The sequence below is a fragment of the Mesorhizobium sp. GW821-FHT04C10 genome (assembly GCF_059420305.1).
This window is the reverse complement of the sequence record NZ_JBWKTL010000001.1, coordinates 3058766-3084480: the sequence shown is the minus strand read 5'-3', so window position 1 is coordinate 3084480 and position 25715 is coordinate 3058766. Positions and strand designations below refer to the sequence as shown.

The 25715-nt window shown below is 65.3% G+C and carries 16 protein-coding genes; 5 read left to right on the top strand and 11 right to left on the bottom strand.

Going from position 1 to position 25715, the window contains the following annotated elements; genetic code table 11:
* Positions 1-7: 7 nt before the first annotated feature.
* Together AC07UC_RS14780 and AC07UC_RS14775 are read right to left on the bottom strand one after the other, a co-directional pair.
* The gene (locus AC07UC_RS14780; RefSeq protein WP_494906526.1) at positions 8-2635 is read right to left on the bottom strand and encodes a T6SS phospholipase effector Tle1-like catalytic domain-containing protein; all 2628 of its coding nucleotides are present in this window, start codon (positions 2633-2635) and stop codon (positions 8-10) included.
* Positions 2636-3064: 429 nt separating this feature from the next.
* Complete coding sequence (locus AC07UC_RS14775; protein ID WP_494906525.1) at positions 3065-8422, bottom strand: autotransporter domain-containing protein; 5358 nt, start codon at positions 8420-8422, stop codon at positions 3065-3067.
* Positions 8423-8760: 338 nt separating this feature from the next.
* On the opposite strand from AC07UC_RS14775, the gene AC07UC_RS14770 reads away from it, so the two are divergent.
* Together AC07UC_RS14770 and AC07UC_RS14765 are read left to right on the top strand one after the other, a co-directional pair.
* Positions 8761-9453, top strand: coding sequence for a DUF2270 domain-containing protein (locus tag AC07UC_RS14770; RefSeq protein WP_140774201.1), 693 nt, complete (start codon positions 8761-8763; stop codon positions 9451-9453).
* An 88-nt stretch (positions 9454-9541) separates the two neighbouring features.
* A complete protein-coding gene (locus AC07UC_RS14765; RefSeq protein WP_494906524.1) occupies positions 9542-11875 on the top strand; it encodes a cation:proton antiporter domain-containing protein in 2334 nt (777 codons plus the stop codon).
* Positions 11876-11900: 25 nt separating this feature from the next.
* Here the strand turns inward: AC07UC_RS14765 and AC07UC_RS14760 are convergent, their stop codons facing one another.
* On the bottom strand, positions 11901-12044 hold the full coding sequence (locus tag AC07UC_RS14760; RefSeq protein WP_140774202.1) for a hypothetical protein: 144 nt from the start codon (positions 12042-12044) through the stop codon (positions 11901-11903).
* Between the two features lie 398 nt (positions 12045-12442).
* On the opposite strand from AC07UC_RS14760, the gene AC07UC_RS14755 reads away from it, so the two are divergent.
* Both AC07UC_RS14755 and AC07UC_RS14750 read left to right on the top strand, forming a co-directional pair.
* Positions 12443-14710: a PAS domain S-box protein gene (locus AC07UC_RS14755; protein ID WP_494906523.1), complete on the top strand. Its 2268-nt coding sequence runs from the start codon at positions 12443-12445 to the stop codon at positions 14708-14710.
* Between the two features lie 16 nt (positions 14711-14726).
* Entirely contained in the window at positions 14727-15095 is a 369-nt protein-coding gene (locus tag AC07UC_RS14750) for a response regulator (RefSeq protein ID WP_202326535.1), read from the top strand.
* Positions 15096-15105: 10 nt separating this feature from the next.
* Here the strand turns inward: AC07UC_RS14750 and AC07UC_RS14745 are convergent, their stop codons facing one another.
* The 5 genes from AC07UC_RS14745 to AC07UC_RS14725 all read right to left on the bottom strand — a co-directional run bounded on the left by AC07UC_RS14745 (position 15106) and on the right by AC07UC_RS14725 (position 20822).
* Positions 15106-15987, bottom strand: coding sequence for an ABC transporter permease (locus AC07UC_RS14745; RefSeq protein WP_494906522.1), 882 nt, complete (start codon positions 15985-15987; stop codon positions 15106-15108).
* Entirely contained in the window at positions 15984-16937 is a 954-nt protein-coding gene (locus AC07UC_RS14740) for an ABC transporter permease (protein ID WP_494908940.1), read from the bottom strand. Before AC07UC_RS14740 ends, AC07UC_RS14745 begins: the two co-directional genes overlap by 4 nt.
* 20 nt (positions 16938-16957) lie before the next feature.
* Positions 16958-18613, bottom strand: coding sequence for an ABC transporter substrate-binding protein (locus tag AC07UC_RS14735; protein ID WP_494906521.1), 1656 nt, complete (start codon positions 18611-18613; stop codon positions 16958-16960).
* A 71-nt stretch (positions 18614-18684) separates the two neighbouring features.
* On the bottom strand, positions 18685-19458 hold the full coding sequence (locus tag AC07UC_RS14730) for a DUF427 domain-containing protein (protein WP_494906520.1): 774 nt from the start codon (positions 19456-19458) through the stop codon (positions 18685-18687).
* Between the two features lie 11 nt (positions 19459-19469).
* Positions 19470-20822 (bottom strand): LLM class flavin-dependent oxidoreductase, encoded by a 1353-nt coding sequence (locus AC07UC_RS14725; RefSeq protein ID WP_494906519.1) that lies wholly within the window; start codon positions 20820-20822, stop codon positions 19470-19472.
* Between the two features lie 189 nt (positions 20823-21011).
* On the opposite strand from AC07UC_RS14725, the gene AC07UC_RS14720 reads away from it, so the two are divergent.
* Positions 21012-22838 carry a dipeptide ABC transporter ATP-binding protein gene (locus tag AC07UC_RS14720; protein WP_494906518.1) on the top strand — a complete coding sequence of 609 codons (1827 nt, stop codon included), beginning with the start codon at positions 21012-21014 and terminating at the stop codon, positions 22836-22838.
* Between the two features lie 156 nt (positions 22839-22994).
* Here AC07UC_RS14720 and AC07UC_RS14715 read toward each other — a convergent pair whose 3' ends face one another.
* From AC07UC_RS14715 to AC07UC_RS14705, 3 genes are all read right to left on the bottom strand, one after another.
* Positions 22995-23828, bottom strand: a complete 834-nt coding sequence (locus AC07UC_RS14715) for a class I SAM-dependent methyltransferase (protein WP_494906517.1) — start codon at positions 23826-23828, stop codon at positions 22995-22997.
* 88 nt (positions 23829-23916) lie between these two features.
* Positions 23917-24330: a DOPA 4,5-dioxygenase family protein gene (locus tag AC07UC_RS14710; protein WP_494906516.1), complete on the bottom strand. Its 414-nt coding sequence runs from the start codon at positions 24328-24330 to the stop codon at positions 23917-23919.
* Between the two features lie 533 nt (positions 24331-24863).
* Positions 24864-25595, bottom strand: coding sequence for an AAA family ATPase (locus AC07UC_RS14705; RefSeq protein ID WP_494906515.1), 732 nt, complete (start codon positions 25593-25595; stop codon positions 24864-24866).
* Between the last annotated feature and the right edge of the window lie 120 nt (positions 25596-25715).

Sequence of the window (25715 nt, the reverse complement as noted above, 5' to 3'; positions counted from 1 at the left end):
AGCCGGCTCAGGGAAACACGTTCACCTTGCGGACCTTCACCTCGGCCGATCCGTGGTTGCGACGATAGAAGAAGTCGTAGACCCAAGGCAGACCGAACACGGCATCGTTGACATAGACATAGAGCTCACCCGATGCCTTGGGCTTGATCTCGGCGGTCAGCTTCATGTTCGCGCATTGGCCGGGGATCACCGGCTCGACGGCATTGAGGACATATTCGTCATTGCCGAAGCGGCTGACGCGGGCGATGGGCTTGAAATAGGGCTCCGCCCACCAGCGTTTCATCAGTGTTCCCAGGTAATGCGCGACGCTGCCGCTGGCGACGCCACGTGTATCGGCACAGGCTTTGTCCTTGTCCCCGTCTCCGTCGATCCATGGGTCCCCGGCAATGATGGAAATCTCCACCTCGTAGCGAACCCCTTCCTGTAGCCAGTTGCCGGTGTCGCCGCACATGTCGGCGGTGTGGAGGAGATAGGGTGTCCCCGTCAGCCTTTCGCCTTCCGGCGGGTCGCCAAGCCCGGGTTTGGCGCAGAAGGCGCCCATCGAATCGGCGACCTCGAATGTGGCCTTGTTGACGGCAAACAGGATGAGGCCGATCGACAGGATAAGAAATACCGCCGGCAGCACAAGTTCCCTCAGCTTGTCGTAGACCCATTGGGCGAGCGGGTTCGTCCGCACGGCGCGGGCGAAGCGGAGCGAAACAGGGGTCGGCGCGACCCCGCGGCGCTGCCCCCTGCGGGTCAGCAGGAGATAGGTTGCGAACGAGCCGAGCGCCCCTGCGGCGAAGACCCAGCCGGTGTAGTAATTTCCGCCAAGCCACACGGCCAAGGCACCGATGCCGAAGCTGACCGCTCCCAACAGCGACGTGCGGCGATGCGCATCATTCCTGCTTGATTGCAACATTGTCGCGCTGCGCCCGGCGTTGACATTCCAGGCGGCCCGCGCACGGTCGTTGATACGCGTGCGCAACACGCCGTTGACCCACAGGAGAATGCCAAGCAGCGCGGCCAGGATCGCGGCCGCCGGCGGATGATTGACCACCGCATCGATCCATGGCGCGGCAAAACCAGGCAGCAAGCCGCTGACCAGGCCAAAGATCGGCCCGATGAGGCCGGAGGCGGACTTCCCGAGTTCACCGCCGACATCGAGCGTGACGTAGCCGGCAAACAGCGGAAACGCCAGGAACAGGACCCCGATCGACAAGAGCGCATAGTACAGCCCACGGCGCCACCACACGGTGTCGCGCATCAGCTGCGCGCGTTCCAGGCGGCCCTGCGAATGACCGTGGCCGCCGGCGGTCTTTTCGCCAGACGCCGACGCCTCGCCGATGTCGTTCTCCTGAAGCTTGCCCAGCGCTTCGCGGAAGTTGTTTTCCATGTCGGCCAGATCGCGCTTGCGTCCTGCCGGGAGCGGCAATTTGTCGATCGGGGCGGCCTCGCTCATCGGCGCCAGGCGATTGTCCGGCAGGCCGGTAAAAGGTATCCGTGCGCCGAGCGGCGACAGAACGTCGATATGTTCGGGCAGCGCGATCGGCGCGTAGTCGTCGCATCCCTTGGCCATCCGGATTATGACGCTCGCATCGACCAGCGGCTTTACGCCATGATTGATGCGCTGGCCGTCACGCTCCATCAGATCCTGGGCGTCGCGGGGGTGGTAGCGGTAAAAGACGCTGATGCCGGATCGCGAATCGTAGATGCGCCCCGCCTCGGACGCGTAGTCCCAATAGTCGGCGACCAGGTCCTTCTTGAATTGCAGCCCCTGCTCCGCGGCCTCGCCGATCATCCAGCACAGGGGTATGTGGGCAAGCCTGTCGTCCGGGTAGCCGCCGCCGACATTGGCATGGCAGCCGGCGAACCAGACCTGAAGCAGGCGTGGATCGGCCATTGCGGCGGCGCGTTCATTCCAGGGAATCGGAAAGAATGTGCGCCGTTCGTCGTCGATGCTGAAGGCCTGCCGGGCACAATCGACGGCACCGAGAAGGTCCCTGTTGGCGAATGTCATTGGCCAGACCCATTTGTCCACCGCCTTGGTCAACTCGTCGACCGGCAGGCCATAGGCGGAGACGGTGTCCCACACACCAATGAAGGCGACGCGGATCCTGGCGGCGGACCGGTCATCGTCATCCCCGGGTTTGACCTCGCTGTAGGGGCGGCTCCCCGTGATCTCATTCCAAAGGTCGACCGCCCTGTCGCGCACGAAGCGGGCGAACACGACCCAGGGCAGCGAGGAACCGAAGGCCTGGGGGCGGTATGCCCGATAGGTGGCGAGCGCGTTGCGGTCGAGTTCCTCTTCCGACTTGAAGTTGACCAGCCCTTCGCGGGCAATCATCCCGACCAGCACGCGAATGGTGAAGGCGCCGCGGCTGAAGCCGAAGGCGAAGATCCTGTCGCCCGGCTCATAGTTGAGACAGAGGAACTTGTAGAGCGCCAGCACGCGGCGCTTGACGCCGAAGCCGAGCGCCAGGCCGATGATCTCGAACGGCTTGAACTGCGAGGTGCCGACGCCGTCGCTGAACACGGCGATCTGGTCGCCCCCGGTGAGGTCCAGCGCCTGGTAGAGGCGCCAGACATTGGTCTTGAACGCCTTGGCGGCGCTGTTGCCGGTGCCGTCGGCGAAGACGACGATGTTCCTGCCCATCTCCTGCCCCCTCCAAGACCTACACTGCTGTGCTACTCCTGTTCGATCGCCGCGCTGCCGGCTTCAGGCTGTCAATCGACCGCGCCGCTGATATCCAGCCTGCGCAAAGCTCGCCCTTTATCCTGTCCTGCGAAGGGCAATGGACATGCAGCGCCTGCGCGCCGGATCTGGGAATGAGGCAGCCAGGGCCAGAAGTCTCCTGGCGATCCGCCTGGTTTTCACTCGAACCCCCAGTTCGTTGGCGTCACTATCCAACAACCAGGGGCGGCGTGCAAGTTGAGGCAGTAAGATCGTCGTTTTGACTTCCTTGAGCGAAAAAACGACTGAAATAGAACCTGATGGAATCTTTCCCGGACGGCCTTTAGGCACGAATTTCCAGATTCCCCCAAGCAAACGGCGCCCCTCGCCATAACAGGGCAATATCTTTCTTCAGAATCGCGTCGAGAAGCTTGCCTTGAAGGCGTTCTCCATGGCCCCGGAGGCGAACTGGCCGTCATAGGTGAAGCCGAGCCGGCTCGCCTGGCCGATGGCGACGTCGATGCCGGCCTGCAGCGCCAGCGCGTCCCTCGCGATCGGCACGCCGGTCACCGTGAAGGCGTCCCCGCCGGCGAAGGACAACCGCGCCGCCGGCAGGTCGGCGAAGGCATGCCGCCAGCCGAGCGATGCACGCGCTTCGAGCGCCGAGCCGCCGACCGTGAACGTCCGCGACAGGCGCGCGCCGAGCGTGGTGAAGGTGGCATCGTTGGCGATGCCCTCGGAGGCAAGGGCCGCCGCGCCGCCCTCTTCGCCAGAGCCGTTGGTCGACAAATGGACATAGGCCAGGCCCGCGAAAGGCTCGACCTTCATCGCGCCGACATCGAAGGCGCGCGATGCCTCGCCGAACACCTGCACGGTGCTGGCGCCGTAGCTGGCCTTCAGCTGGTCGCTGAAGCCGGAGAAGGCCGGATCGCGCGTGGTGTCGATGTCGTGATGGCTGTAGCCGGCGCCGAACTTCAACTGCACGCTGTCGACCATGCCGCCGCCATAGGCGGCCAGATGCACGCTGGTGATTTCGGCCGAGGAGGCGCGGTCGTCGACGTCGAGCGAGGTGACGCTGATGCCGCCGAGGAAACCGAGCGTCCACCCATCCGCCACCGTCGCGTCGACACCGGCAAAGAAGGCACCGGTGCTGGCGTCGACATCGGCGGCATTGCCGTCGCTGTCGAGCGAGCGCGCGAGACCGGCGCCCTGCATCCAGAAGCCCCGCGCCCCGGGATTGGCGATTGCAGCCCCCGTCCGCGCAAGTGCGGCGTCGCGCAGCAGCCGGCTTTCGTCGAGCAGCAGGCCGGACACGGCCGCATGCACCTCGCCCGACAGCTGGTCGAAGGCAAAGCGTGCGCCGTCTGCCGAAAGCGGGGCGACGGCATTGTAGACCGGATTGCCGGCGCCGAGCGCCTCGATGCCGCCGGCCGCCGCGCTCTGGTTCGGCGTTTCGGCTACGGACGAGAAGTCGACCGCGTTGCGGGTCAGCGTCAGCACGACGTTGTTGCCGTCGCCGCCGGTGTAGATCACGTCGGGCGTCAGGAAGGCATAGACATGGCTGATCGCGGCGAACTGTCCGGTCACCGCGCCGGCGCCCTGATTGTCGATGATCGTGTAGGACTGGCTCGGCTGCCAGCCGGTGCCGGTCAGCTCATGCAGCGCAAGCGTGCCGCCGGTCAGGTCGACAGTGCCCTTCACCACGACCTTGTCGGCACTGGCCGTGTCGACCTCGATGTCGAGCGTGCCGGCCAGCCTGTAATTTCCGTTGATGGTCTGCGTGCCGATCGAGGCGCCGGGCGCATGATGGCCGCCGGCCTGGATGGTCACCGTGCCGCCGGCCACGCCTCCGATCGAGCCGTTGCCGCCAAGCGTGGCTCCGCTCGCCACCACAAGATCGGCCGAGCCCAGCGAGCCGTCGACCTGCAGGATACCGGCATTGACCGTGGTCGTGCCGAGATAGGTATTGGCACCGGACAGGATGAGCTTGCCGGTGCCGTCCTTGGTGAAGCTGCCCTTGGCCAGCGCGCCGCCATCGGAAATCACGCCCGAAATCGTCTCGTCGAGATTGAGCGCGCCAACTTTGAGCGTATGCGCACCGAGAAGGATGTCGCCGCCACCGGACACCGAGCCCAGCGAAACGCAGTTGCACAGGCCCGCCGCGTCGAAGGTCGAGAGATCGACCTTGCCGCCGGCCTGGTTGACGATCCTGGCCGCATTGGACGCATTGTCGCCGCGGAACGTCGTGCTGCCGCCGCCCTGGTTGGTGATGACGGCCGAACCGCCGCTGCTGCCGGCCAGGAACACCGTCTTGCCGTCACCCTGGTTGGTGATCGTGGACGTGCCGGCGCTCGACTGGTTGTCGAACACGACCGAACCGTTCTGCGTCGAGATCGACAGGCTGCCGGCGCTGACCGGGCCGGCGAAGCGCAGAACAGGCTTCAATGTTGCCGCCGGCGCGCCGGCCACCGAAACCCCGCCGGTGCCGAGCGCGCCATTGGCCGCCGCAACGAGTTCGCCCTCCTTGATGGTCGAGCCACCCTGGTAGGCGTTGGCCACGCCCAGCGTTAGTGAGCCGTCGCCGAGCTTGACGATACTGCCCGTGCCGGAGATGCCGACATTGACGATGGCGTTGTTGACGCTGGCGCCCGGGTCGGCGGCGACGATGATCTCGGTGGCCGCCGAATTGGTGACCAGCGCGCCGCCCGCACCGGCTGCCAGCGTGTAGGTCCAGTCTGTCGGATGCGAGACGAAGCGCAGGCCGGTGAAGGTCTGCGCACCGACCACCGTCACCGTGCCCGGCGTGCCGGCGAACACCGCTTTCTGGCTTGCCCAGGCGGCGTTGATGTCGCCGGCCGCATTCGTCCAGTTGGTGCTGGAGGAATCCCAGGTGCCGCTGCCGCCACGCCCGTTGGCGACAACGCCGGGCGTCATGTTGGCGCCGTCCCAGTATTGTTCGCCGGCGCCGGTCGCCACCAGAAGGTTGACCGCGCCGCCACCGCTCTGGATCGACCAGTCGCCGGGGTTGAAGCCCGGCGGCACGTTGCCGATCACCAGGCCGTTATTGGTGAAGGCGCCGCCATAATTGGCGATGCGGTAGGTGCCGTTGCCGAAGCCGCCGGCATCGCTCACCGACAGCTTGCCGTCCAGCGTCAGCGCGCCGGTGACATTGAACAGCGGCGTGGTACTGGCAGCGCCCAGCGAAACGTTGAGGTTGGAAGTGTCGTTGAGGCTGAGCGAGGCCATGGTCAGCGTCTGCCCGGCGACACCGAGAAGCGTGCCGCCATTGGCGATCGTGGTGGCGCCGACCGTGCCGGTGCCGCCCAGGGCTGCGCCGGATTTCACCTGAAAGTTGCTCGACACCATCGAGCCGTTGACGAGCATCGTCCCGGCATTGACGTTGGTTGTTCCCGAAAAGCCGCTGGTGCCGCTGGTAACCGTCAGGGTGCCCGAACCTTGCTTGGTGAAGGTGCCGGTGCCCTCTATCCGCCCCTGATAGGTCGTGTTGGCCGTAGCGCCCGCTGTCAGGGTGCCCGCGCGGATCTCGAGCCGGCCGAAGCCGGAGAGATCGCCGACCGTCTGGTTGAACCCGTTGAGGTCGAGGATGCCGCCATTGCCGAGGATCGCGCCTGACGTCGCCAGCCGGTCGTTGCCGCCCAGGATCAGGCTGCCGAAGGTCAGCTTGGTACCGCCGGTGTAGGTCTGCACGCTGTTCAGCGTCAGCGTGCCGTTGCCGCTCTTCTCGAAGCTGCCCTCGCCCGAAATGACACCGGAATAGGATGGCGTGCCATTGAAGAACACAGACAGCTGGGCATGGTTGACATAGTCGCCGGTCAGCGCGCCATCGGCCAGGAAATTGCCGATGCGCAGATTGCCCGAATTGATCGTGGTGCCGCCGCTGTAGGTGTTGACGCCAGTCAACGTCATTGTGCCGGCGCCGTTCATGATCAGCTTGCCGTTGCCGGAGATGATTCCGGCATAGCCGAGGCCAAAATCGTTCGAGCGGTTGAGGATCAGCGTGCCATCGTCGGTGACATTGCCGCTGATGCTGCCCGTCGTGCCGCCATTGCCGAATTGCAGCGTGGCACCGGCGCTGATCGTGGTCGGCGCGGTGTAGGTGTTGTCATTGGTGAAGATGGTGGTGCCGGCGATGATGTTGACCGCGCCCGGCCCGTTGCCGGTGATCTGCGGCGCGAATTCGTAATTGCCGGACGTGTGGTTGAAGTTGATCGCCTGTGGCGCTGACGCGCTGCTGGAGAAGATGACCCTTGCCGCTTCCAGCGTGCCCGGCGCCACGGCCGCGCTGGCGGCAGCCGCGCCAATGTTGAGCGTGCCCGAGGACCCGGCCAGCGCGCCGATACCGACCGTGGCGTCCGTGGTGTTGACCTTGACGGTGCCGCCATCGGCGATGGTCAGCACGCCCTTGCCGGCGCCACCAATGGTCAGGCCTTGCAGTTCATTCGATGCGGCCCCGAGCGTGTTGCTGATGGTCCAGACCGAACCGGCGCCCGTCACCGTGACGGTGTCGGCGGTGGTCGTCGTGGCGTCGGCGGCGCTGGCCAGATTGGTATAGCCGGTGTTCAGCTTGCCACCGCCCGACACCGTCACCGCAACGGTCGAATTGTTGCCGTTGCCGATATAGAGCCGGTAGGGCGTGGTGAAGCTGGAACCGGCGCCATCGATGGTCAGTGCGGCCTTGCTGTTGGCCGTATAGCCAAGCCTGGTGTCGCCGCTGATGGAGTTGGACGCGGTGGAATCGATCAGCACCGTGCCGCCGGCAAGCACATTGAGTTCCGCCGTCTGGCTGGTGGAGCCGATCGCCAGCGGCACATTGTTGTAGACGCCGGTGATGGTCCATTGCGAACCGGCGCCGGTGACTGTCGCCTTGCCGTTGGTGATGGCGACGGTGTTGGTGGCCAGGCTGTGCGTGGTTGTCAGCTTGCCGCCACCGGAGACGGTCAGCGTACCGGTGCCGACCGAACCGACAAACAGATTGCCCGTGGCCCATGTCGCGCCGCCGGAAACGGTGGCGGTGCCGACTGAGCCCGCATTGCCGCCGACATAGCTAAGCTTGGTGGTGGCGGTGGCGTTGTCCAGCAGCTGGAAATCGCCCTTGCCGGTGACACCGACGATGAACTGGGCGACGCCGGCATTGTTCATGGTGAAATCGGAACCGCTGCCGGTGACGATCAGCTGGCCGTCGGCGAGCGCGGAACTTTCGCCGATCATGACATTGCCGGTGGACAAAAGCTTGCCGCCGGCCTCGACCCGGACGCGGCCAATAGCGCCGGCATCGGCCGAGATCGACAGGAAATTGTTCGTCCATTGCGAACCGGCGCCGGTGATGGTGACCGTGCCCGAGGAGGACGGATTGTTGGCAACGACACCGCCGGAGCTGGTGATCTTGCCGCCGCCCGACACGGTCAGCGTGCCGGTGCCGAAGTCACCGACGACGAGGTAGTTGCCGCCCACCGATAATGCGCCGGCACCGGTGACGACGAGCGCGCCGTTCGAGCCGGCCGAGCTGCCGATAGTGACGGTCTGGGCGGCCGCTCCGGCGGAGCTGATGGTCGCCGTGTTGACGCCGGCGCTGTTGATGGTGAGCTGGTCGCTGGCGGTCGGCAGCGAGGACGGCGTCCAGTTGCCTGATGTGAACCAGTTGCCCGAGCTTGATCCGTTCCAGGTCAGCGACGCGCCCAGCGCCAGGGACGAACTGGACAACAGGAGCGCCGCCAGCCCCAGCGCAAGCGAGGCACGCCGGCCTGCCATCGGTCGACGGCCTGCCATCGGTTGATTGTCCATTCCGCCCCTGCCCCATCGCCTGCGGACCGGCCTTCGGCCCGCGCACATCCCCTCGGGCACACCGGCCGGTGGCCCTCCGAAACGCTAGAGGCGTGCGCCGATCGTCGATACCGGCAGTTAGGGACAGATGCGGGCAATTCAGGACATCGGGGCGTCCGCCGGCTCACGATTGCCGTCACGGCGCTGTCGCCGGGACAGAATCGCTCCCTTGTCGCGCCGATCGGGAATCGGCGATCGGCGCGCCGTCCGCGGAAACCGGGAACGATATTGCCGGCAAACTGTTTTAGTCCTTGCCGGAGGATGCCATGAACGACGCGTCGGCAAAGCCTGCTGGCCCCGCCCTTTCATCGACGGAGCGCGTGAACACGCTGTCGCATTTCCACCGTGCCGAGATCGCGCGCATGGCCGGATGGCGCGATCGTCTGGACAGGACGACGAACTGGGCGATCACCGTCGTGGCGGCCATGCTGTCGGTGTCGCTGTCGACGGCGAGCGCCCATCATGGCGTGCTGCTGTTTGCCATGCTGCTGATCCTGCTGCTGTTGTGGATCGAGGCGCGCCGTTACCGGTTCTTCGACTTCTACCGGGCACGCGTGCGCCAGTTCGAACGCCACTATTTCGCGCAGATATTCTCTCCGCAGCCCGACTTCGCCTCGGATTGGCTGCTCATTGTCGGGGAGGGTCTGCGTGCGCCGAAGTTCCTGTTGTCGCAGCGTGCCGCCCTGGCGCGCCGCCTGCGCCGGAATTACATCTACCTGTTCCTCATCCTGCTGCTGGCCTGGGTGCTGAAAATATCGACACCCAGCCTTCAAACCGTCGGCGTCAGGACCGGCTTTGTCGGCTCGCTGCGCGAGGCGGTCGACAGCGCCGCCCTCGGTCCCATTCCAGGCGTCGCCATCGTCGCGATCGTGGCCGCGTTCTATGTGGGACTGCTCGCCATCGTGCTTTTCGCGGCGGGCGACGACGGCGAACTCTCGTTCGGCGATGTCCATGTCTGAGTTCGATGGCTGAGGCCACGCGGCTGCAACGCAAACACCGGTCGCGCGTTGTGAGGGTCAGCCCGCCGCAGCGCATCTTGAGGGATCCATGAACCGTCAACCGGCTACAAGGTCACACGGCATCGTGGCCGCCCTTCTGCCGGCCCTTGTCGTCCTGGCGCCGGCAAGCCAGGCGTTGGCCGCGCAACCGGCCGGACATGCGTCGGGCATGGGCGGCTCGGCCGAAGGAGTGTTCGTCGCCGAGATCGTTCTTCTCCTGCTGGTCGGCCGGGGGCTGGGCGAAATCTTCCAGCGCTATGGCCAGCCGGCGATCATGGGGCAGTTGATCGGCGGCATCCTGCTCGGGCCATCGCTGTTCGGCTGGATATGGCCCGACGCCCAGCACCTGATCTTCTCCAACGACCCGGCGCAAAAGAGCATGATCGATGCCGTCTCCCAGCTCGGCATCCTTCTCCTTCTGCTGCTGACCGGCATGGAGACGGACCTGCGCCTGGTGCGCCGGGTGGGCGCCGCCTGCTTCTCGATCTCGATCACGGGCGTCGTCGTACCCTTCGCCTTCGGCTTCACGCTGGCGCAGTTCCTGCCGGACTCGCTCTTGCCGGACCCGACGCAGCGCGTCGTCGCCGGGCTGTTCATCGGCACGGCGCTGTCGATCTCCTCGGTCAAGATCGTCGCCATGGTGGTGCGCGAGATGAACTTCATGCGGCGCAATCTCGGCCAGGTCATCATCTCCTCGGCCATTATCGAGGACACGATCGGCTGGCTGATCGTCGCCGTCACCTTCGGCATAGCCACCAATGGCAGCTTGCAGGTACTGCCGCTCGCCACCACGGTGGCCGAGGTGGCGCTGTTCATGGTGTTTTCCTTCACCATCGGCCGCCGCCTGGTGTTCACGCTGATCCGCTGGAGCAATGATTATTTCCGCAGCGAATACGCCGTCATCACGGTCATCCTGATCATCATGGGCGTGATGGCGCTGATCACCAACCTGATCGGCGTCCATACCGTGCTCGGCGCCTTCGTCGCCGGCATATTGGTCGGGGAATCGCCGATCCTGTCCGATCACATCGAGAGCCAGCTGCGCGGCGTCATCACGGCTCTGTTCATGCCCGTGTTCTTCGGCATGGCCGGCCTCTCAGCCGACCTCACAGTGCTTACCGACCCGACGCTGGCGTTGCTGACGCTTGCGCTCGTGGCGATCGCCAGCGTCGGCAAGTTCGGCGGCGCCTTCCTCGGCGGCCGGCTGGCCCGCATGTCTATGAAGGAAGCCACCGCCGTCGGCAGCGCCATGAACGCGCGCGGCTCGACCGAGGTGATCGTCGCAAGCATCGGCCTGTCGATGAATATCCTGTCCCACAATCTGTTCACAATGATCGTCACCATGGCCGTCATCACCACGCTCGCCATGCCGCCCATGCTGCGCTGGGCGCTCGGCCGCCTGCCCGTCAACGATGCCGAGAAGCAGCGCGTCGAGCGCGAACTGCTCGACGAGCGCGGCTTCGTCTCCAGGCTGGAGCGCCTGCTGCTGCTGGTCGACGACAGCCCGGCCGGCAAGTTCACGGCTTACCTCGCAGGCCTGGTCGGCGGCGGCAGCGGCATGCCGACCACACTGCTTCATCTCCAGGATGGCAAGCTCGCCCGGCAGGTCAGCGACAAAGGTCCGGAGCGCGCGTCCAGGGAAGTCAAGAAGGGTGCCGCCAGGAGTGCGAAGGCCGTTAGCAAGGCCGAGGACACGCCTGTCGACAAGGTCCATCTCACAGCCCGCACCGAGCTTGAAGCCAGCGCCGAGACAATCGCGGCGGAAGCTCGCAAGGGCTATGGGCTTCTGCTGGTGGGGCTGGAGAACACTCTGAGCGACAAGGGTACCTTCAGCGGCGCGCTGAAGGACATCAGCAGTGGCTTCGACGGCCCGCTCTGCCTCGTGCTGAACGGCGCCAAAGCCAATGGAAAGATGCCCGTACTGCGCGCCGGAACGACGATACTGGTCCCCGTCAACGGCACCGAGGTCGCGCGCCGCGCCGCCGATTTCGCGCTGGCGCTGGCGCGGCCGCACCGGGCCCGCGTCAAGGTGCTCTATGTCTCGCAAGCCAGGCAGGGCAACCGGCCCGGCTCTGTTTCGCACCGCCGGGAGGAAGCCGTGCTCAAGGATGTCGCCGATCTCGCGGACCGCTACGGCGTCGCCGTCGACACCGCGATCCGCACCCGGGCCACGGCGGACAGATCGATCGCCAGGGAAGTGGCCAAAGGGGCCGCCATGGTGGTGATGGGTGTCACCCAACGGCCGGGCGAGGAGCTGTTCTTCGGCGACACAGCGACAGCGGTACTGGCCGCGGTCGCCTGCCCGGTCGTGCTTCTGGCCAGCGAACGCGTCAAGCGGGCTGACGCCAACGCCGAGGAGACGGCAGCCGAAATCAGCGCCTGATACACCTCGGCCGAGGAGCCGGAACCTATATGCCGAAGAACTGCCGCCCGATCATGTAGCCTAGCGCCGCCACGACGAGCGGGAACAGCGCCGGCGCGGCCTTGCTGAAGAAGGACGCTTTTGTGTCCTTGGGCGGCACATAGCGTGCATTGCCGAGATTCTTGGTCATTGCGTACCCCGCGCCAAACCAATCAGTTTCGCGCATGTCGTTATCCCGAAACCGCCACGCGGTTTCGGTGGACATGCATTAGAATGCACTTATTAACAGCATGGCCGAATTAACGGCCTGCAAAGAAATTAGATCAAATAGCCGGCTTTCCCTCCTCGATCCGACAACCCTGTCGAAGGAAAATCGACAGGCACCGGGAACCGAATGGCTTGTCCCGGGGTTGTGGCGATCGGGGAGGAAATGCCTGTTCACATCTCGCCAGATGCTATCTTTCATGGCCACGGTCGCGCCCGCGCCGCGATGTCGTGCGGGCCGACACGAAGCGAACGATCCACGGAATCTGACACGTTAGCCAGCACCAATCGACCCTCGAGCAACGCCGACCGATCCAGGACTCCATGCCGCAAACCAGCACAGCGACCGTAGGCAATCCCCACCTCGCTTTCCTGTCGGGCGGCGGAGAGCTTGGCCGCCTGATCGCCGCCTTCGACTGGGCCTCGACGTCGATCGGACCGATCGGGGGCTGGCCGCAGAGCCTGAAGACAGCGATCTCGCTGATCCTGCGCTCCAGGGTGCCGATCGTCATGCTGTGGGGCGAGGACGGCGTCATGATCTACAATGACGGCTACTCGGAATTCGCCGGCGGCCGCCATCCGCAATTGCTCGGCTCGAAAGTGCGGGAAGGCTGGCCCGAGGTGGCCGACTTCAACGACAACATCATGAAGGTGTGCCTGGGCAAAGGCGGCACGCTTGCCTATCGCGAACAGGTGCTGACGCTGAACCGCACCGGCAAGCCCGAGCAGGTCTGGCTCGATCTCGACTATTCGCCTGTGCTCGACGAAAGCGGCGAACCGGCCGGCGTCATCGCCATCGTCATCGAGACGACCGCCAAGGTCGCCGCCGAGCGCTGGCGCGCCGGCGAGCGCGACCGCCAGCGCCAGATGTTCGAACAGGCGCCGGGCTTCATGGCCATGCTGTCCGGTCCGCAGCATGTCGTCGAGCTGACCAACGCCGCCTATATGCAGCTTGTCGGCCACCGCGACATTATCGGCCTGCCGATCCGCCAGGCCTTGCCGGAGATAGAGGGCCAGGGCTTCTTCGAACTGCTCGACCAGGTTTTCACCAGCGGTGAGGCATTCATTGGTTACGCCTTGAAGGCGGAGTTGCAGCGCACCCCGGGCGCGGCGATCGAAGACCGCTTCATCGACCTTGTCTACCAGCCCGTGCGCAACCCCGCGGGCGAGGTGTTCGGCATCTTCGTGCAAGGTGTCGACGTCACCGAACGGCTGATTGCCGAACAGGCGCTGCGCCAGAGCGAGACGCAGTTCCGCACCTTCGCCGAGGCAATGCCCAACCACGTCTGGACAGCCACGCCGGAGGGACTGCTCGACTGGTTCAACCCGCGTGTCTACGATTATTCCGGTGCCAAACCGGGCGAGCTTGACGGTAATGGCTGGGCCGATATCGTGCACCCCGACGACATCGTCGCGGCCTCGGAAAAGTGGCAACAGACAGCGGCCGCCGGCACATTCTACGAGACCGAGTTCCGGCTGCGTCGCCATGACGGCATCTATCGCTGGTTCATCGCGCGCGCAGTTCCGATACGTGATACCGACGGCGCCATCCTGCGCTGGATCGGCACCAACACCGATATCGACGACCAGAAGCTGGCGGCCCAGGCCCTGCTGCAGAGCGAGCGTCGCTTGCAGTTGTCGCAGAACGCAGCCGGCATCGCGGCCCTCGAACTCGACATCGCCAGCGGAACCGTGGTCGGCTCCGAGGGTTTCTGGGGTCTCTGGGGGCTTTCGCCGCGCGACAGCGTGCACATCTCCGTGCTGGAAAACATCGTCATTCCCGCCGACAAGGACGTCCGCTCCAACCCGGAAACGCGTGAGAAGGGCACCGCCGTGCCGGCGGTGGAGTACCGCATCCGGCGGCCCGACACCGGCGAATTGCGCTGGCTGTCGCGCCACATCGATTTCGTCCACGACGAGACCGGCAAGCCGGTCAAGATGTTCGGCGTCATGCAGGACGTCACCGACCGGCGCGAGGCACAGGCGCGGCAGGAGCTGCTGACCCATGAGCTCGAACATCGCATCAAGAACATCCTGGCGATGGTCGCGGCCATCGCCTCGCAGACGCTGCGCAACACCGACATCGCCACGGCAAGCGCCACCTTCAACGAGCGTCTGCGCGCGCTGGCCAACGCCCATGACATCCTGAACAAGACCCGCTGGACCAGCGCCTCGATCCGCGAGGTGGTCGACAACACCGTCGCCACCTTCCCGCTCGAACAGATGTCGATTTCCGGCCCGGCGCTGCCGATCAATCCCAAGATGGCGCTGACGCTGGCGCTCGCCGTCAACGAACTCGCCACCAACGCGCTGAAATATGGCGCGCTGTCGACACCGGACGGCAAGGTGGCGATCGAATGGTCGCTGCAGCCATCGCAGGACAAGCCCAGCGACATCAGGCTGATCTGGCGCTGGCGCGAGAGCGGCGGTCCGCCGGTAACGCCGCCCAGCCGGCGCGGCTTCGGCCGCTTCCTGATCGAGCGGGTCTTCGGCACCGACTTCGGCGGAACCGTGCGGATCGACTACCACCCCGACGGCGTTGAATGCGTGTTGAACGCACCGGCACCCCAGTTGCCGACAGCACCATACTGACTACATAGGGCATGCCATGACCATTCAGACCCCCGCCACCGTCCTCGTCGTCGAAGACGAAGCTTTTCTGCTGTTCGCCATCGCCGACGAACTGCGCGAGGCAGGGTACGACGTGCTCGAAGCCAGCAATGCGGACCAGGCGATCAGCCTGCTGGAGGCCCATCGGGACATCGGCATCCTGTTCACCGACATCGATATGCCCGGCTCCATGGACGGGCTGCGCCTGTCCGCCGCCGTGCGCGACCGCTGGCCCCCGGTCAAGATCATCGTCACCTCGGGCAAGCAACAGCCGGCGCGGGACGCGATGCCAAGCGGCGGCGTCTTTCTACCCAAGCCCTATGCGGCCGCGGCGGTTGCAGCCACCATCCAGGGCCTGCTTGACTAGGCACTACGGCTCACTTGTCGCCGTTCTCGAAAGCGCCGATGCCTTGCGCGATGAGGTTGGTGGCCATCACCAGCGAGATGATGGCGGCTGAATTGAACACCACCACCCACCATTTGCCGCCGGTCAGGAAGCCGTAGCCATCGGCGATCGCCAGCCCCCAGTCGGCCGATGGCGGCTGGATGCCGAGGCCGAGGAAGCTCAGCGTCGCGATCGAGAAGAAGGCGTAGCCGAGCCGGGTGATGAGCTCGATCAGGATGGTTTCCCGCACATTGGGCAGGATCTCCAGGAACATGATGGCCAGCCGTCCTTCGCCGGCGAGCCGCGCGGCGCTGACATAGTCGCGCTCGCGCTGCTCGCGCGCGGCGGTGCGCACCGTGCGCGCCACCAGCGGCGCATAGGCAAGGCCGATCACCAGGATGACGGTGAGGTTGGACGGGCCGATCGCCACCAGCGCCATCGTCACCAGCACGATGAAGGGCAGCGACATGACGGCGTCGAGCAGCCGCGCGCCGACGGCATCGACCAGGCCGCCGAGGGTGCCGAGCACCAGCCCGATGATGCTGCCCGCCGTGACGCCCGCCAGTGTCGCCAGCGGCGCCACCAGGAGGATGTCGCGCGAGCCGACGACGATGCGCGAAAGCACGTCGCGGCCGAGCTGGTCGGTGCCGAACCAGTGCACCGCGTCGGGCGGTGTCATCATCGACAGGAAATCCTCGGCATAGGGGTCGAACGGCACGAATTGCGAACCGAACACCGCGCAGGCGACCCAGAACAGAAGCACCGCCGATCCGATCAGGGTCGACGGCGCCACATCGGGCAGAAGACCGCGCAGCCGGCCGATCCAGGAGAGCTCTATGTCGCTACGCACGGGAGACTGCGCGAGATCGGTCATGGCGCGTTCCGGCGGCGCTGGCGCGGATCGAGCAGCGCCTGCAGGAGATCGCCGATCGCCGCCGTCGACACGAAAATCGCAGCCATCACCAGCACGCCGGCCTCGAGCATCGGAAAGTCGCGCGCCTTGGCGGCGCTCAGCACCAGATTGCCGAGGCCCTGAATGCCGAACAGCGCTTCGATCACCACCAGCCCGCCGAGCAGGAAGCCGCTCTGCGTGGCGATGACGGCCACCGTCGGCACCAGCGCGTTGCGCAGCACATGCTTGAACAAGACTTGCGAGGGGCTCAGGCCCTTGAGGATCGCGGTGCGCGTATAGTCCGCCGCGCGCGCCTCGATCACCCCTGCCCGCGTCATGCGCGCGACATAGCCGATCAGGTTCAGCACCAGCGGCAGCGCCGGCAGGATGAGGTAGTAGCTGGACGTCCAGAAGCCGGCCCCATCGGGCGCAGCGCCGGTGATCGGAAACCAGGCCAGCCACAGGCCGAAGACCATCAGCAACAGCAGGCCGGACACGAAATCGGGCACGATCGAGAGCGAGACGCCGGTCAGCACGATCAGACGGTCGACAAGGCTGCCGGCTCTCAAGCCGGCGACGACGCCGGCACCGATGCCGATCGGCACCAGGAACAGCAGCACGACACCGGCCAGTGCCGCCGAATTCTTGATGCTTTCAAGAACGAACGGCGCCACCGGCGCGCGCATCGACAGCGAGTCGCCGAAATCGCCCGAAATCGCCCGGCTGAACCAGTGCCAGTATTGCGCAAGGATAGGCTGGTCGGTGCCGAGCTTGCGGTTGAGTTCGGCGACCGCCTGCGCATCGGCGAACGGGCCGAGCATGACGCGACCGACATCGCCGGGCAGCACCTGCCCGGCGAGGAAGACCAGCGCGCTGACCAGCCACAGCGTCAACAGCAGCGAGCCCGCGCGTGCCGCCAGAGGCCGGACGATCGCCATCGAGGCGATGCCGTTCAAACGAACGACACCTTGTCGAGCAGCAGGTGCGAGATGGCGGTGAAGCGCACGCCCTCGACCTTCGAGGAGACGATGCGGCTGTATTGCGAGAAATAGCCGATGATCAGCGGCGTCTCGTCGAGCAGCAAGGTCTGGATCTTTCCGGCGGCCACGCGCTGGGCCTGCAGGTCGCGCGCCTTGCCGTAGTCGACCAGCAGCGCATCATAGTCCGGATTGTTGAAATGCGCGGCGTTCCAGGCGCCCGAACTCTTCAGCGTCGCGTTGAGGAAGATGTCAGGCGTGCCGCGATGGCCGAAATCGGTGATGCCGAGATTGGAGTCCAGCCATGGCGAACTGCCGAACGTCGCCGAGCCGTAATAGGCATCCTGCGGCAGCACGTTGAGCTTGATGTCGATGCCGGCCTTCTTGGCAAAGTTCTGGATCAGCACGGCATAGTCGGGAATGTCGTAGGCGCGCTCGGTGGTCAGCGTCACCTCGAAGCCGTTGGGCACGCCGGCCTCGCCAAGCAGCCGCTTGGCCTCCTCGATGTCCTGCTTGCGCTGCGGCACGGACGGATCGGCCGAGGGGAAGATCGGCGCGAACGGGGTGTCGTTGCCGACGATGGCGCGGCCCTTCAGCAAGCCCTTGACCACTGCCTCGCGGTCGATGGTGAGCGCCAGCGCGCGGCGCACGCGCTTGTCGGTGAACGGCGCCTGGTCGGTCCGCAGATGCACTTCGTCATGCGAGCTTGCCTGCACGCTAAGCAGCTTGAAATTGGGATTGCCCTCGATCGCCAGTTCCAGCCGCGTGGTGGAGGGGATGACGTCGAGCTGGCCCGCCTGCAGCGCCAGCACTTGCGCCTGCTCGTCGTCGAAGAACTTGATCTCGACCCGGTCGGGCAGCGCCTTGTCGCCCCAATAATCGGGGTTGCGCACGAAGCTGGCACCTTGCTTGGGACGGAAGGAGTCCAGCTTGAACGGGCCGGTGGCGTTGAAGTTCTTCTCGAAATCGCCGGCATAGTCGGCCGGCAGGATGACGGCATTGTAGACGTCGGAGGAGACATAGAACGGGAAGTTGCTGTTCGACTGGTCGAGATCGAAGGCCACGGTCTCATCGTCGACGACCTTGGCACCGCCCTTTGAGAGAATGCCCTTGTAGGCCGACAAGGCGGACGAGCCGCTGGCCGGATCGACCAGCCGCTCGAAGCTCGCCACCACATCCTTGGCGGTGACGGTGCGGCCGTCATGGAATTTCACGCCGGGCCTGAGCTTGAAGGTCCAGCGCTTGGCCGTTTCGTCGGCTTCCCACGAGAGCGCGAGCTTCGGCTGCAGCCCATCCTTGGGATCGTCGAGGATCAGATATTCACCCACCTGGCTGATCACCCCGATGCTGGCCGGATCGGTCACCGTGACCGGATCGATCGCCTTGGTCGGCTGGCCGAGACCGACGCGGACCGTGCCGCCACCGGCTCCCGCCGCGCGTGCCGCGCCTGGCGTGAACAGCCCCTGCGAGGCGGCAAAGCCGGTGAGGCCGAGAAGTGCTGCGTATTTCAGGAGGTCGCGGCGCTTGAGGAAGCCTTGCGCATATTCGTCGACCGCGACATTCCAGATGTCGCCCGTGTGGTCACGTCCAGCCTGGTTGCGCAGCAAATCGATGTCGGAACGTTTCGTCATTTTTTCTCTTTCTTGAATGAGAAGACGGGCTTGAATTGGATGATGGGCATGAATGGGTGGGAAAGCCGCCGTCAGGCGGGCTGGCCGTCGAGATGGATGCGGTCGACCGCTTGCGGATAGAAGGCGATCAGACCCTTGATCTTGGGCACTTCATCGATCGGGTCGCGGTAGCTCCAGGCAATGTCGGGGCGAACCGAACCGTCCTTCAAGAGACCCGACCAGTAGGAGGCGATGCCCTTGTAGGGACATCGCGTCGTGGAAACGGACGCCGTCAGCCGGTCCAGCCGGACATCCTCCGCGGGAAGGTAGAAGCGCGTCGGCAGATGAGTTTCGAACAGCAGCACCGGGCGCTGGCTGTCGGCGATGATCTCGCCGTCGAACCAGACCTGGACATGGCTGGAGCTGTGCAGCACGTCGATGCGGGCATAGGGATCGCGGGCATGGACGAAGACTTCCTCTTCCTCCTCGAACCACTGGTCGACCGCCTTCCAGGTGAAGGCGATGCGGCCGGCGAGCGGCGCCAGGTTTTCATCCGGGGGTGCTGTGAACGACCACGCCGCGTTGGCGGCACGCCTGTCGCCGCTGTCGATGTCCCAATAGGCGGTCTCGCCGCCGACGGCGTGCGGCTCGCGATGCAGCGACGGTTTCAGCACCGACGGATCGACCGAGGACGGCGGGAAGAAATAGATCGGCAGGAAATGGTTGGAGCGCAGCACCAGCACATTGCGGCTGTCGGCGATGGTGCGGCCGCCGAATTTGACGCGGATGCGCTTGGGGCTGTGCAGGACATTGACGAGACGCGGAGCGGTGGCTTCGCGAGGCTGAAGGTTCGGCGCGGCGGTCATCGCTCTTCCCTTCAGGATACGGCGCGCGCATTGGCGCGCTGCTCGGCGAAGCGGTTGGCCGGTCGCGCAAGCCCGAAGCGGTCACGCAACGTACCTGGCGCGTATTCGGTCGGCACCAGGCCGCGGCGCTGCAGTTCCGGCACCACTTGCTCGGCGAAATTCACCCAGTCCTCGGGCAGCAGCGGGAACATCAGGTTGAAACCGTCGGCCGCTCCCGAGACGAACCAGTCCTCGAGCTGGTCGGCGATCTGCTTCGGCGTGCCGGCGACCGTTGGCACCGAGCCGCTGTTGGCGAGCTTGCGGGCGATATCGCGCAGGCTGAGGTTCTGCTTCGACCATTGCTTGACGCGGTTGAGCGAGGTGCGCCCGCCATTGAAGGTGCTTTCGTCCGGCAGCGGCGGCAGCGGGCCATCCGGCGGATAGGCCGAGAGGTCGATGCCGCTCCAGCTCGACAGAAGATCGATGCCGACCTGGTCGGGAAGCAGTGTCTGCAGATACTCCTGCTTGTCGCGGCCTTCAGCCTCCGAGGCGGCGACGATCGGCAGGATGCCGGGCAGGATCTTGAAACTTTCCGGCCGCCTGCCATGGCGCGCCAGCCGCTCGTTGATGTCCTGCCGGTACTTGATGCCGTCTTCCCTGGTGCTGTAGATGGCGAAATGCACATCGGCCTGGGCAGTGGCGAAATTCTTGCCGTCCTCGGACGAGCCGGCCTGCACGATCAGCGGATGACCCTGCGGCGGCCGCGACACGTTGAGCGGCCCGCGCACCTTGAAGTGCTTGCCCTTGTGGTCGATCGGATGAACCTTGTCGGGGTCGGCGAAATAGCCCGTCTCCTTGTCGATGAGGAGCGCTTCGTCCTCCCAGCTGTCCCACAGCGCCTTGACGATATCGAGGAACTCGCCGGCCCGCTCATAGCGGAACGCGTGCTCGATATTGCCGTCACGGCCGAAATTGCGCGCTTCCTCGTCCATCGCCGAGGTGACGACGTTCCAGGACGCCCTGCCCTTGCTGATATGGTCGAGCGAGGCGAACAGGCGCGCCACATTATAGGGTTCGCTGTAGGAGCTCGACGCCGTGGTGATCAGGCCGATATGCTTGGTCACGCCGGCCAGCGCCGACAGCAGCGTCAGCGGCTCGAGACGCGCATTGGCATAGTGGGCGACGCCGCTCTTCACCGAATCCCAGATCGACACGTGGTCGGCGACGAAGATGGTGTCGATGCGCGCCCGTTCGGCCGCCTGCACCAGCTCGCGATAATAGTCGAAATCGAGCACTTCGCGCCCCGGCGCGCGGGGGTGGCGCCATGCCATGCGATGGTCGCCCTGCGGGTTGAAGAAGAACGCGCTGAGGATCATGTGCGACATCTAGGTTCCCTTCCCTGCGGATGCGGAAAAACGCCGGTGCGGCGGCCTTGGCCGTGCCCCGAAAATCTTCCTGTCCTCGAAAGTTAGATTGCGCTCAGGCTTAATTCGAGTAATTTTATAGAGATTGTTCCCTGTGAAAGCGGAAGCGATTGCCCCTGATCGCCGCGCGGACAGAAAGTGGTTTCGGGCATGTCCTCTTCATCGTCGTCTTCGGTCCTAAATGTCGAGCACCTCTCCGTTTCCTACAGCGGAACCAGGCGCATCCACCGCGCGGTGGATGACATTTCGCTCGAGATCGGCCAGGGCGAGGCGCTCGGGCTGGTCGGCGAATCCGGTTCCGGCAAAAGCTCGGTGGCGCTGGCGGTGCTGCGCTACCTGCCCAAGCACGCCCGGGTCGAGGCCGCGCAACTGGCCTTCGAAAATCGCGAAATCCGCGACCTCTCGACCAACGAGCTGCGCCGGCTGCGCGGCGACCGCATCGCCGCCGTCTACCAGCATCCGGGCTCGGCGCTGAACCCGAGCATGACCATTGGCGGGCAGATTACCGAGACGATCCTGCGCCATCGCCCGATGCACCATGACGATGCGCTTGGGCGCGCCGCCCAACTGCTTGGCCGCGTCCGCGTCGCCAATCCCGAACGCGTGCTGCGGCTTTATCCGCACGAACTGTCGGGAGGCATGCAGCAGCGCGCCAACATCGCCATTGCGATTGCGCTCGACCCGGCGCTGCTGGTGATGGACGAGCCGACCACGGCGCTCGACGCCAGCGTCCAGTCCGAGATCATCGCCATCCTCGACGATCTGCGCCGCGAGCACAGGACCAGCATCCTTCTGATCAGCCACGACATCAATCTGATCCGCCGCTCCTGCGACCGGGTCTCGGTGATGCAGGCAGGCTCGATTGTCGAGACCGGTGCCGCCGGCGAGGTGTTCGACAACCCGCGCCATGCCTACACAAGGGCACTGGTCGCCGCCATTCCCACGCTCAACCGCACCAAGCGCGACGGCAGGCTGGCCGAGGATGCAAGCCCCGTGGACGTGGCTTCGGATGAGCCGGCCGGAGAGCGTGCGGGAAGCGCCCTGCCCGCGCCGCGGCGCGAAATCGCCGTCTCATGCCGCGGGATAAGACAATCCTTTGGCGGCCAGCCGGTGCTGCACGGCATCGACCTCGACATCGCCAGCGGCGAGACCTTTGGGCTGATCGGCGAGTCCGGTTCCGGCAAGTCGACCCTGGCCCGCATCGTCACCGGGCTGCAGCCGCCTACGGCAGGCACGGTCGAACTGTTCGGCAAGACCGTGGCGCCGCTGGTCGAACGGCGCCAGCTAGGCGAGCGGCGCGATGTGCAGATGGTGTTCCAGTCGCCCGACCGGACGCTCAACCCGCGCCAGCGCATCAGCCGCATCCTCGGCCGCCCGCTGCGGCGGCTGGCCGGCCTGCCTCGCCGCGCGGTCCCACAGCGCGTCGGCGACCTCCTGGCCTCGGTGCGTCTCGCCCCCACCACGGCGGAACAAAAGCCCGGCACGCTGTCGGGCGGCCAGCGCCAGCGCACGGCCATCGCGCGCGCCTTCGCCGGCCTGCCGAGGCTGGTCGTGCTGGACGAGCCAACCTCGGCCCTCGACGTCTCGGTGCAGGCAACAGTGCTCAACCTGCTCAACGACCTGCAGAAGCGGAAGGACACGGCCTACCTCTTCATCAGCCATGATCTGCGGGTCGTGCGCTACATGGCCGACCGCATCGGCGTGCTCTATCGCGGCCGCCTGGTCGAGACCGGTTCCTCCGACCAGATCTTTGCCGGGCCCAACCATCCTTACACCCAGATGCTGCTGGCGGCGTCCTCCAACGATGGCGAGGCCGCGACCATGGCCGAAGCGCAGGCCGCCATCGAGGCCGGCCCGGGCGGATGCGCCTTCGCCGGCCGCTGCCCCCTGGCTGACGCCGGCTGCCATGCCGCCGAACCTGTCGCCCGGGAAGTCGAAGCAGGCCATTTCATCGCCTGCTGGAAGCGCGCCGGCTGAGGTTAGCCCTACCCGCCGAGATAAAGCGGGTGCACCGGCGACTTGAGCAGCTTCACTAGAGCAATTCCAGGAAAAGCGTGAGCGGTTTTCCGTCCGGAATTGCGTCAAAACAAAGAGTTAGAGCGGTTCGCCGTTTCCATGAAACGGTGAAACGCGCTAAATCCGGCATACCGCCATGACGAAGAACTCGCGGTAGCAGAAGTCGGGATCGTCGAGCAGGCGATCCGGCTGCTGCTTCAGCTCCCGCCAATAGGCCTGGTCGGCGTCAGGCAGAGCGTAGCCCGGCGCGACGCTGGCAAAATAGGCCAGCAGGTCGCGAACATAGTCGCGCGTGAAGCGAGGCGCGGGCGCCCAGCGCTCGACCAGCCAGCCCTTGCGACTGACGACCTCCACGCCCGCCTGCCGCAGACGCGCCGGAAGCGTCGAACCGCAATCGGTGCCGAGCACGCCCCGATCGCGAAACCCTTGCAGCCTGGCGGCCATGAAACGCGCCAGCAGGGCCCGGTCCATGGGCAGGATCTGCAGGATAGTCGAATCGAAATCCTTGACGGCGAAGATGCCGCCGGGCTTCAGCACGCGCCTGGCCTCGGCGACGGCAAGCTCGAACTCGACCGGCGTCAGATACTGCATGACATTGCCGGACCAGACGCAATCGAACGATGCGTCGGCGAATGGCAGCGACAGGATGCTGCCCACACGCGTGGCAATTTCCGGCGGCTCGGGCAGCGTGCCCGCGAGCGCCTCGACCCGGCCGATGTTTTCAGGCGCGAGGTCAAGCGCGGCGATGAAGCCGGATGGGCCGACCGCTCTGGCGATGAGCGGCAGGAAGCCGCCGCTGCCGCATCCGGCGTCGAGTACGCTCCAGCCCGAGCGGATACCGGCGTCGAGCAAGGCCGCCTCGTATTCGGGCCGCGACGATTCGAAATGAAGATCGAGCCAACCGGCCTCGCTCGCTTCGTGACCGGTAGACGTTAGGTTCCTGGCAGACAAATGATGACCCCCATGGCGCGGCAGGGATAGAAGCGCACCCAACGACATCACGCAATGCCCTGCGAAGCAGCGTGGAACCGACGCCGGTCTACGCCGGCAGCGACGGCTCGGTGTTCGGCTCCAGCGGCTCTTCCGCCTCATGGTCGTCCGGAAGCACGTCGCCATGCACCCCCAGCGGCCGGCCGATCCAGACCGGATCGACGAGATGGTCGCGCTTGGGGTTCTCCGTATTCGGGTGGATGAGGATGCTTAAGCCGCCATGGTTCAGCATCAGCCAGGGAACGAGCGCGCCGAAAATCTCGTTGGCGAAGGAGACCTGGTACATGGCCTGGTCATGCGGGCCGACTTTCCCGTCGTGCCAATTGCCCAGGCGTACGCGGAAACGCTCGCCGATGCGAAGACGCAGCCATTCGGCATGTTGCCGCTCGGTTTGCCCGTCATAGTAGATGTGAGCGTGATAGCTGGCGATTTCCGCGAGAGGCCTTGGACTGGCTTCGTTCATCACAATGCTCTCCTTCGATGATTGTCGCGCCCGGCAGACCGAAGCGCGGAGGCGGACCCTGTTTCACTTGTTTCGGCGACGTGGCGAATGTCCAGGCATTCAGCCCAAGAACCAGGTTTTAAGCAAGGTCACCCGACCGCCCGAGGTTCTCGTCGGCCAGGCAGACCCGCCGCGATCGATCGTCGAAGGCGCCACGGCCGATGCGGTCCCTGCCGGCAGACGCGAGATCAAGAACGGACTCGCCGCCGCCATCGCGGCATTGCGCGAGGCAAACGTTGTTGTCGTGAGGTTGGGCGCTCGGGCTGACGACCGACAAGACATGTGTCGACCCGAATGGGCGCTGAGGTGCCCGAGCAGCCGGAGCAGCCCGGTCGGGAGTCCGTGCGGCCATGCGCGAAGACTGTCGACAGCCGGTAAATTGGTACGAGATACAGCCCTGCCGGATCGCTCCCGGGGCTCGACCACACAACTATTCAAATCCTGGGCGAGCATGAAATGCTGCTATTCCAGCAGCTTAGCTTTCATCGCCTTGGTCACGCCACGGCGGTCTCATTGACATGCTCTCCGAGAATTCGCGCGATGATCCTGTCGAAATCGTGAAGGTCGGCACCGTTGACCTGTATCAAGGGCCATCCGTCCTGGCGCAGGCATTCGCCTACCTCCCTCGAGATATTGGCTTGCTTCAACCCCCTGTCCACGCCGAGTTCGAACAGGAGGACCTCGATGAGCGGTTGCCCCGCATGGCGGTCCATAAGTCGGCGGCGCAAGGTTTCCTGCGGCGCATCGAGTTGGATAAGGACATCCGGTCGCGGCAGGAACGCCAGGCTGTCACGAACCGCGTCGATGCTTGGAGTTCGCGCCAGCAGAACCAGCGCACACAAAGCCTGGATCAGGCCTTCTTCGAAGATGAAGTAACCCTCGGATTCCTGCGCTTTGCGCCAGGACTCGCATAGCAGGGCGATGTCGACCTTCATGCGCCATGACCATGTGCGGCTCCGCAGAGGAATTGACGCCAGAAGCCGCGCCGCTACCCCGTCCTTTGGCAAGGTCGATAGCAAGACAGGAGCGGAGGTGGCGATCTTTTTGCCAATACGGCCAATGCCATGGCGTACCTCCGGGCCGTCCTCCTGGGCCGACCCGTATTCAATCAGGCGATAGCCGTTCACTGTCTTGACGTTGATGCCTTGCTTCGCCATCCCCTGGCAGAGGCCGCGAAGAAGTGTGGTCTTGCCTGCACCAGGCGGCCCAAACAACTCGATGATCATGCCGAAATGCCCAGCGTCTCCGAGCAGGCAGTCACTCACCTGCAACTCAAAGCTTAGCCAGATTACAAACCACACCAACATTCATTTGAATGACTGTCAGCCCCATGGACCGTTGGGAAG

Bases quoted from the DNA above. Each gene is read 5' to 3' on its own strand.
- AC07UC_RS14720 (WP_494906518.1), top strand. From the start codon at position 21,012: ATGTCCTCTTCATCGTCGTCTTCGGTCCTAAATGTCGAGCACCTCTCC.
- AC07UC_RS14710 (WP_494906516.1), bottom strand. From the start codon at position 24,330: ATGAACGAAGCCAGTCCAAGGCCTCTCGCGGAAATCGCCAGCTATCAC.
- AC07UC_RS14745 (WP_494906522.1), bottom strand. From the start codon at position 15,987: ATGACCGATCTCGCGCAGTCTCCCGTGCGTAGCGACATAGAGCTCTCC.
- AC07UC_RS14780 (WP_494906526.1), bottom strand. From the start codon at position 2,635: ATGGGCAGGAACATCGTCGTCTTCGCCGACGGCACCGGCAACAGCGCC.
- AC07UC_RS14725 (WP_494906519.1), bottom strand. From the start codon at position 20,822: ATGTCGCACATGATCCTCAGCGCGTTCTTCTTCAACCCGCAGGGCGAC.
- AC07UC_RS14750 (WP_202326535.1), top strand. From the start codon at position 14,727: ATGACCATTCAGACCCCCGCCACCGTCCTCGTCGTCGAAGACGAAGCT.
- AC07UC_RS14760 (WP_140774202.1), bottom strand. From the start codon at position 12,044: ATGACCAAGAATCTCGGCAATGCACGCTATGTGCCGCCCAAGGACACA.
- AC07UC_RS14730 (WP_494906520.1), bottom strand. From the start codon at position 19,458: ATGACCGCCGCGCCGAACCTTCAGCCTCGCGAAGCCACCGCTCCGCGT.
- AC07UC_RS14705 (WP_494906515.1), bottom strand. From the start codon at position 25,595: ATGATCATCGAGTTGTTTGGGCCGCCTGGTGCAGGCAAGACCACACTT.
- AC07UC_RS14765 (WP_494906524.1), top strand. From the start codon at position 9,542: ATGAACCGTCAACCGGCTACAAGGTCACACGGCATCGTGGCCGCCCTT.
- AC07UC_RS14775 (WP_494906525.1), bottom strand. From the start codon at position 8,422: ATGGCAGGCCGGCGTGCCTCGCTTGCGCTGGGGCTGGCGGCGCTCCTG.
- AC07UC_RS14770 (WP_140774201.1), top strand. From the start codon at position 8,761: ATGAACGACGCGTCGGCAAAGCCTGCTGGCCCCGCCCTTTCATCGACG.
- AC07UC_RS14755 (WP_494906523.1), top strand. From the start codon at position 12,443: ATGCCGCAAACCAGCACAGCGACCGTAGGCAATCCCCACCTCGCTTTC.
- AC07UC_RS14735 (WP_494906521.1), bottom strand. From the start codon at position 18,613: ATGACGAAACGTTCCGACATCGATTTGCTGCGCAACCAGGCTGGACGT.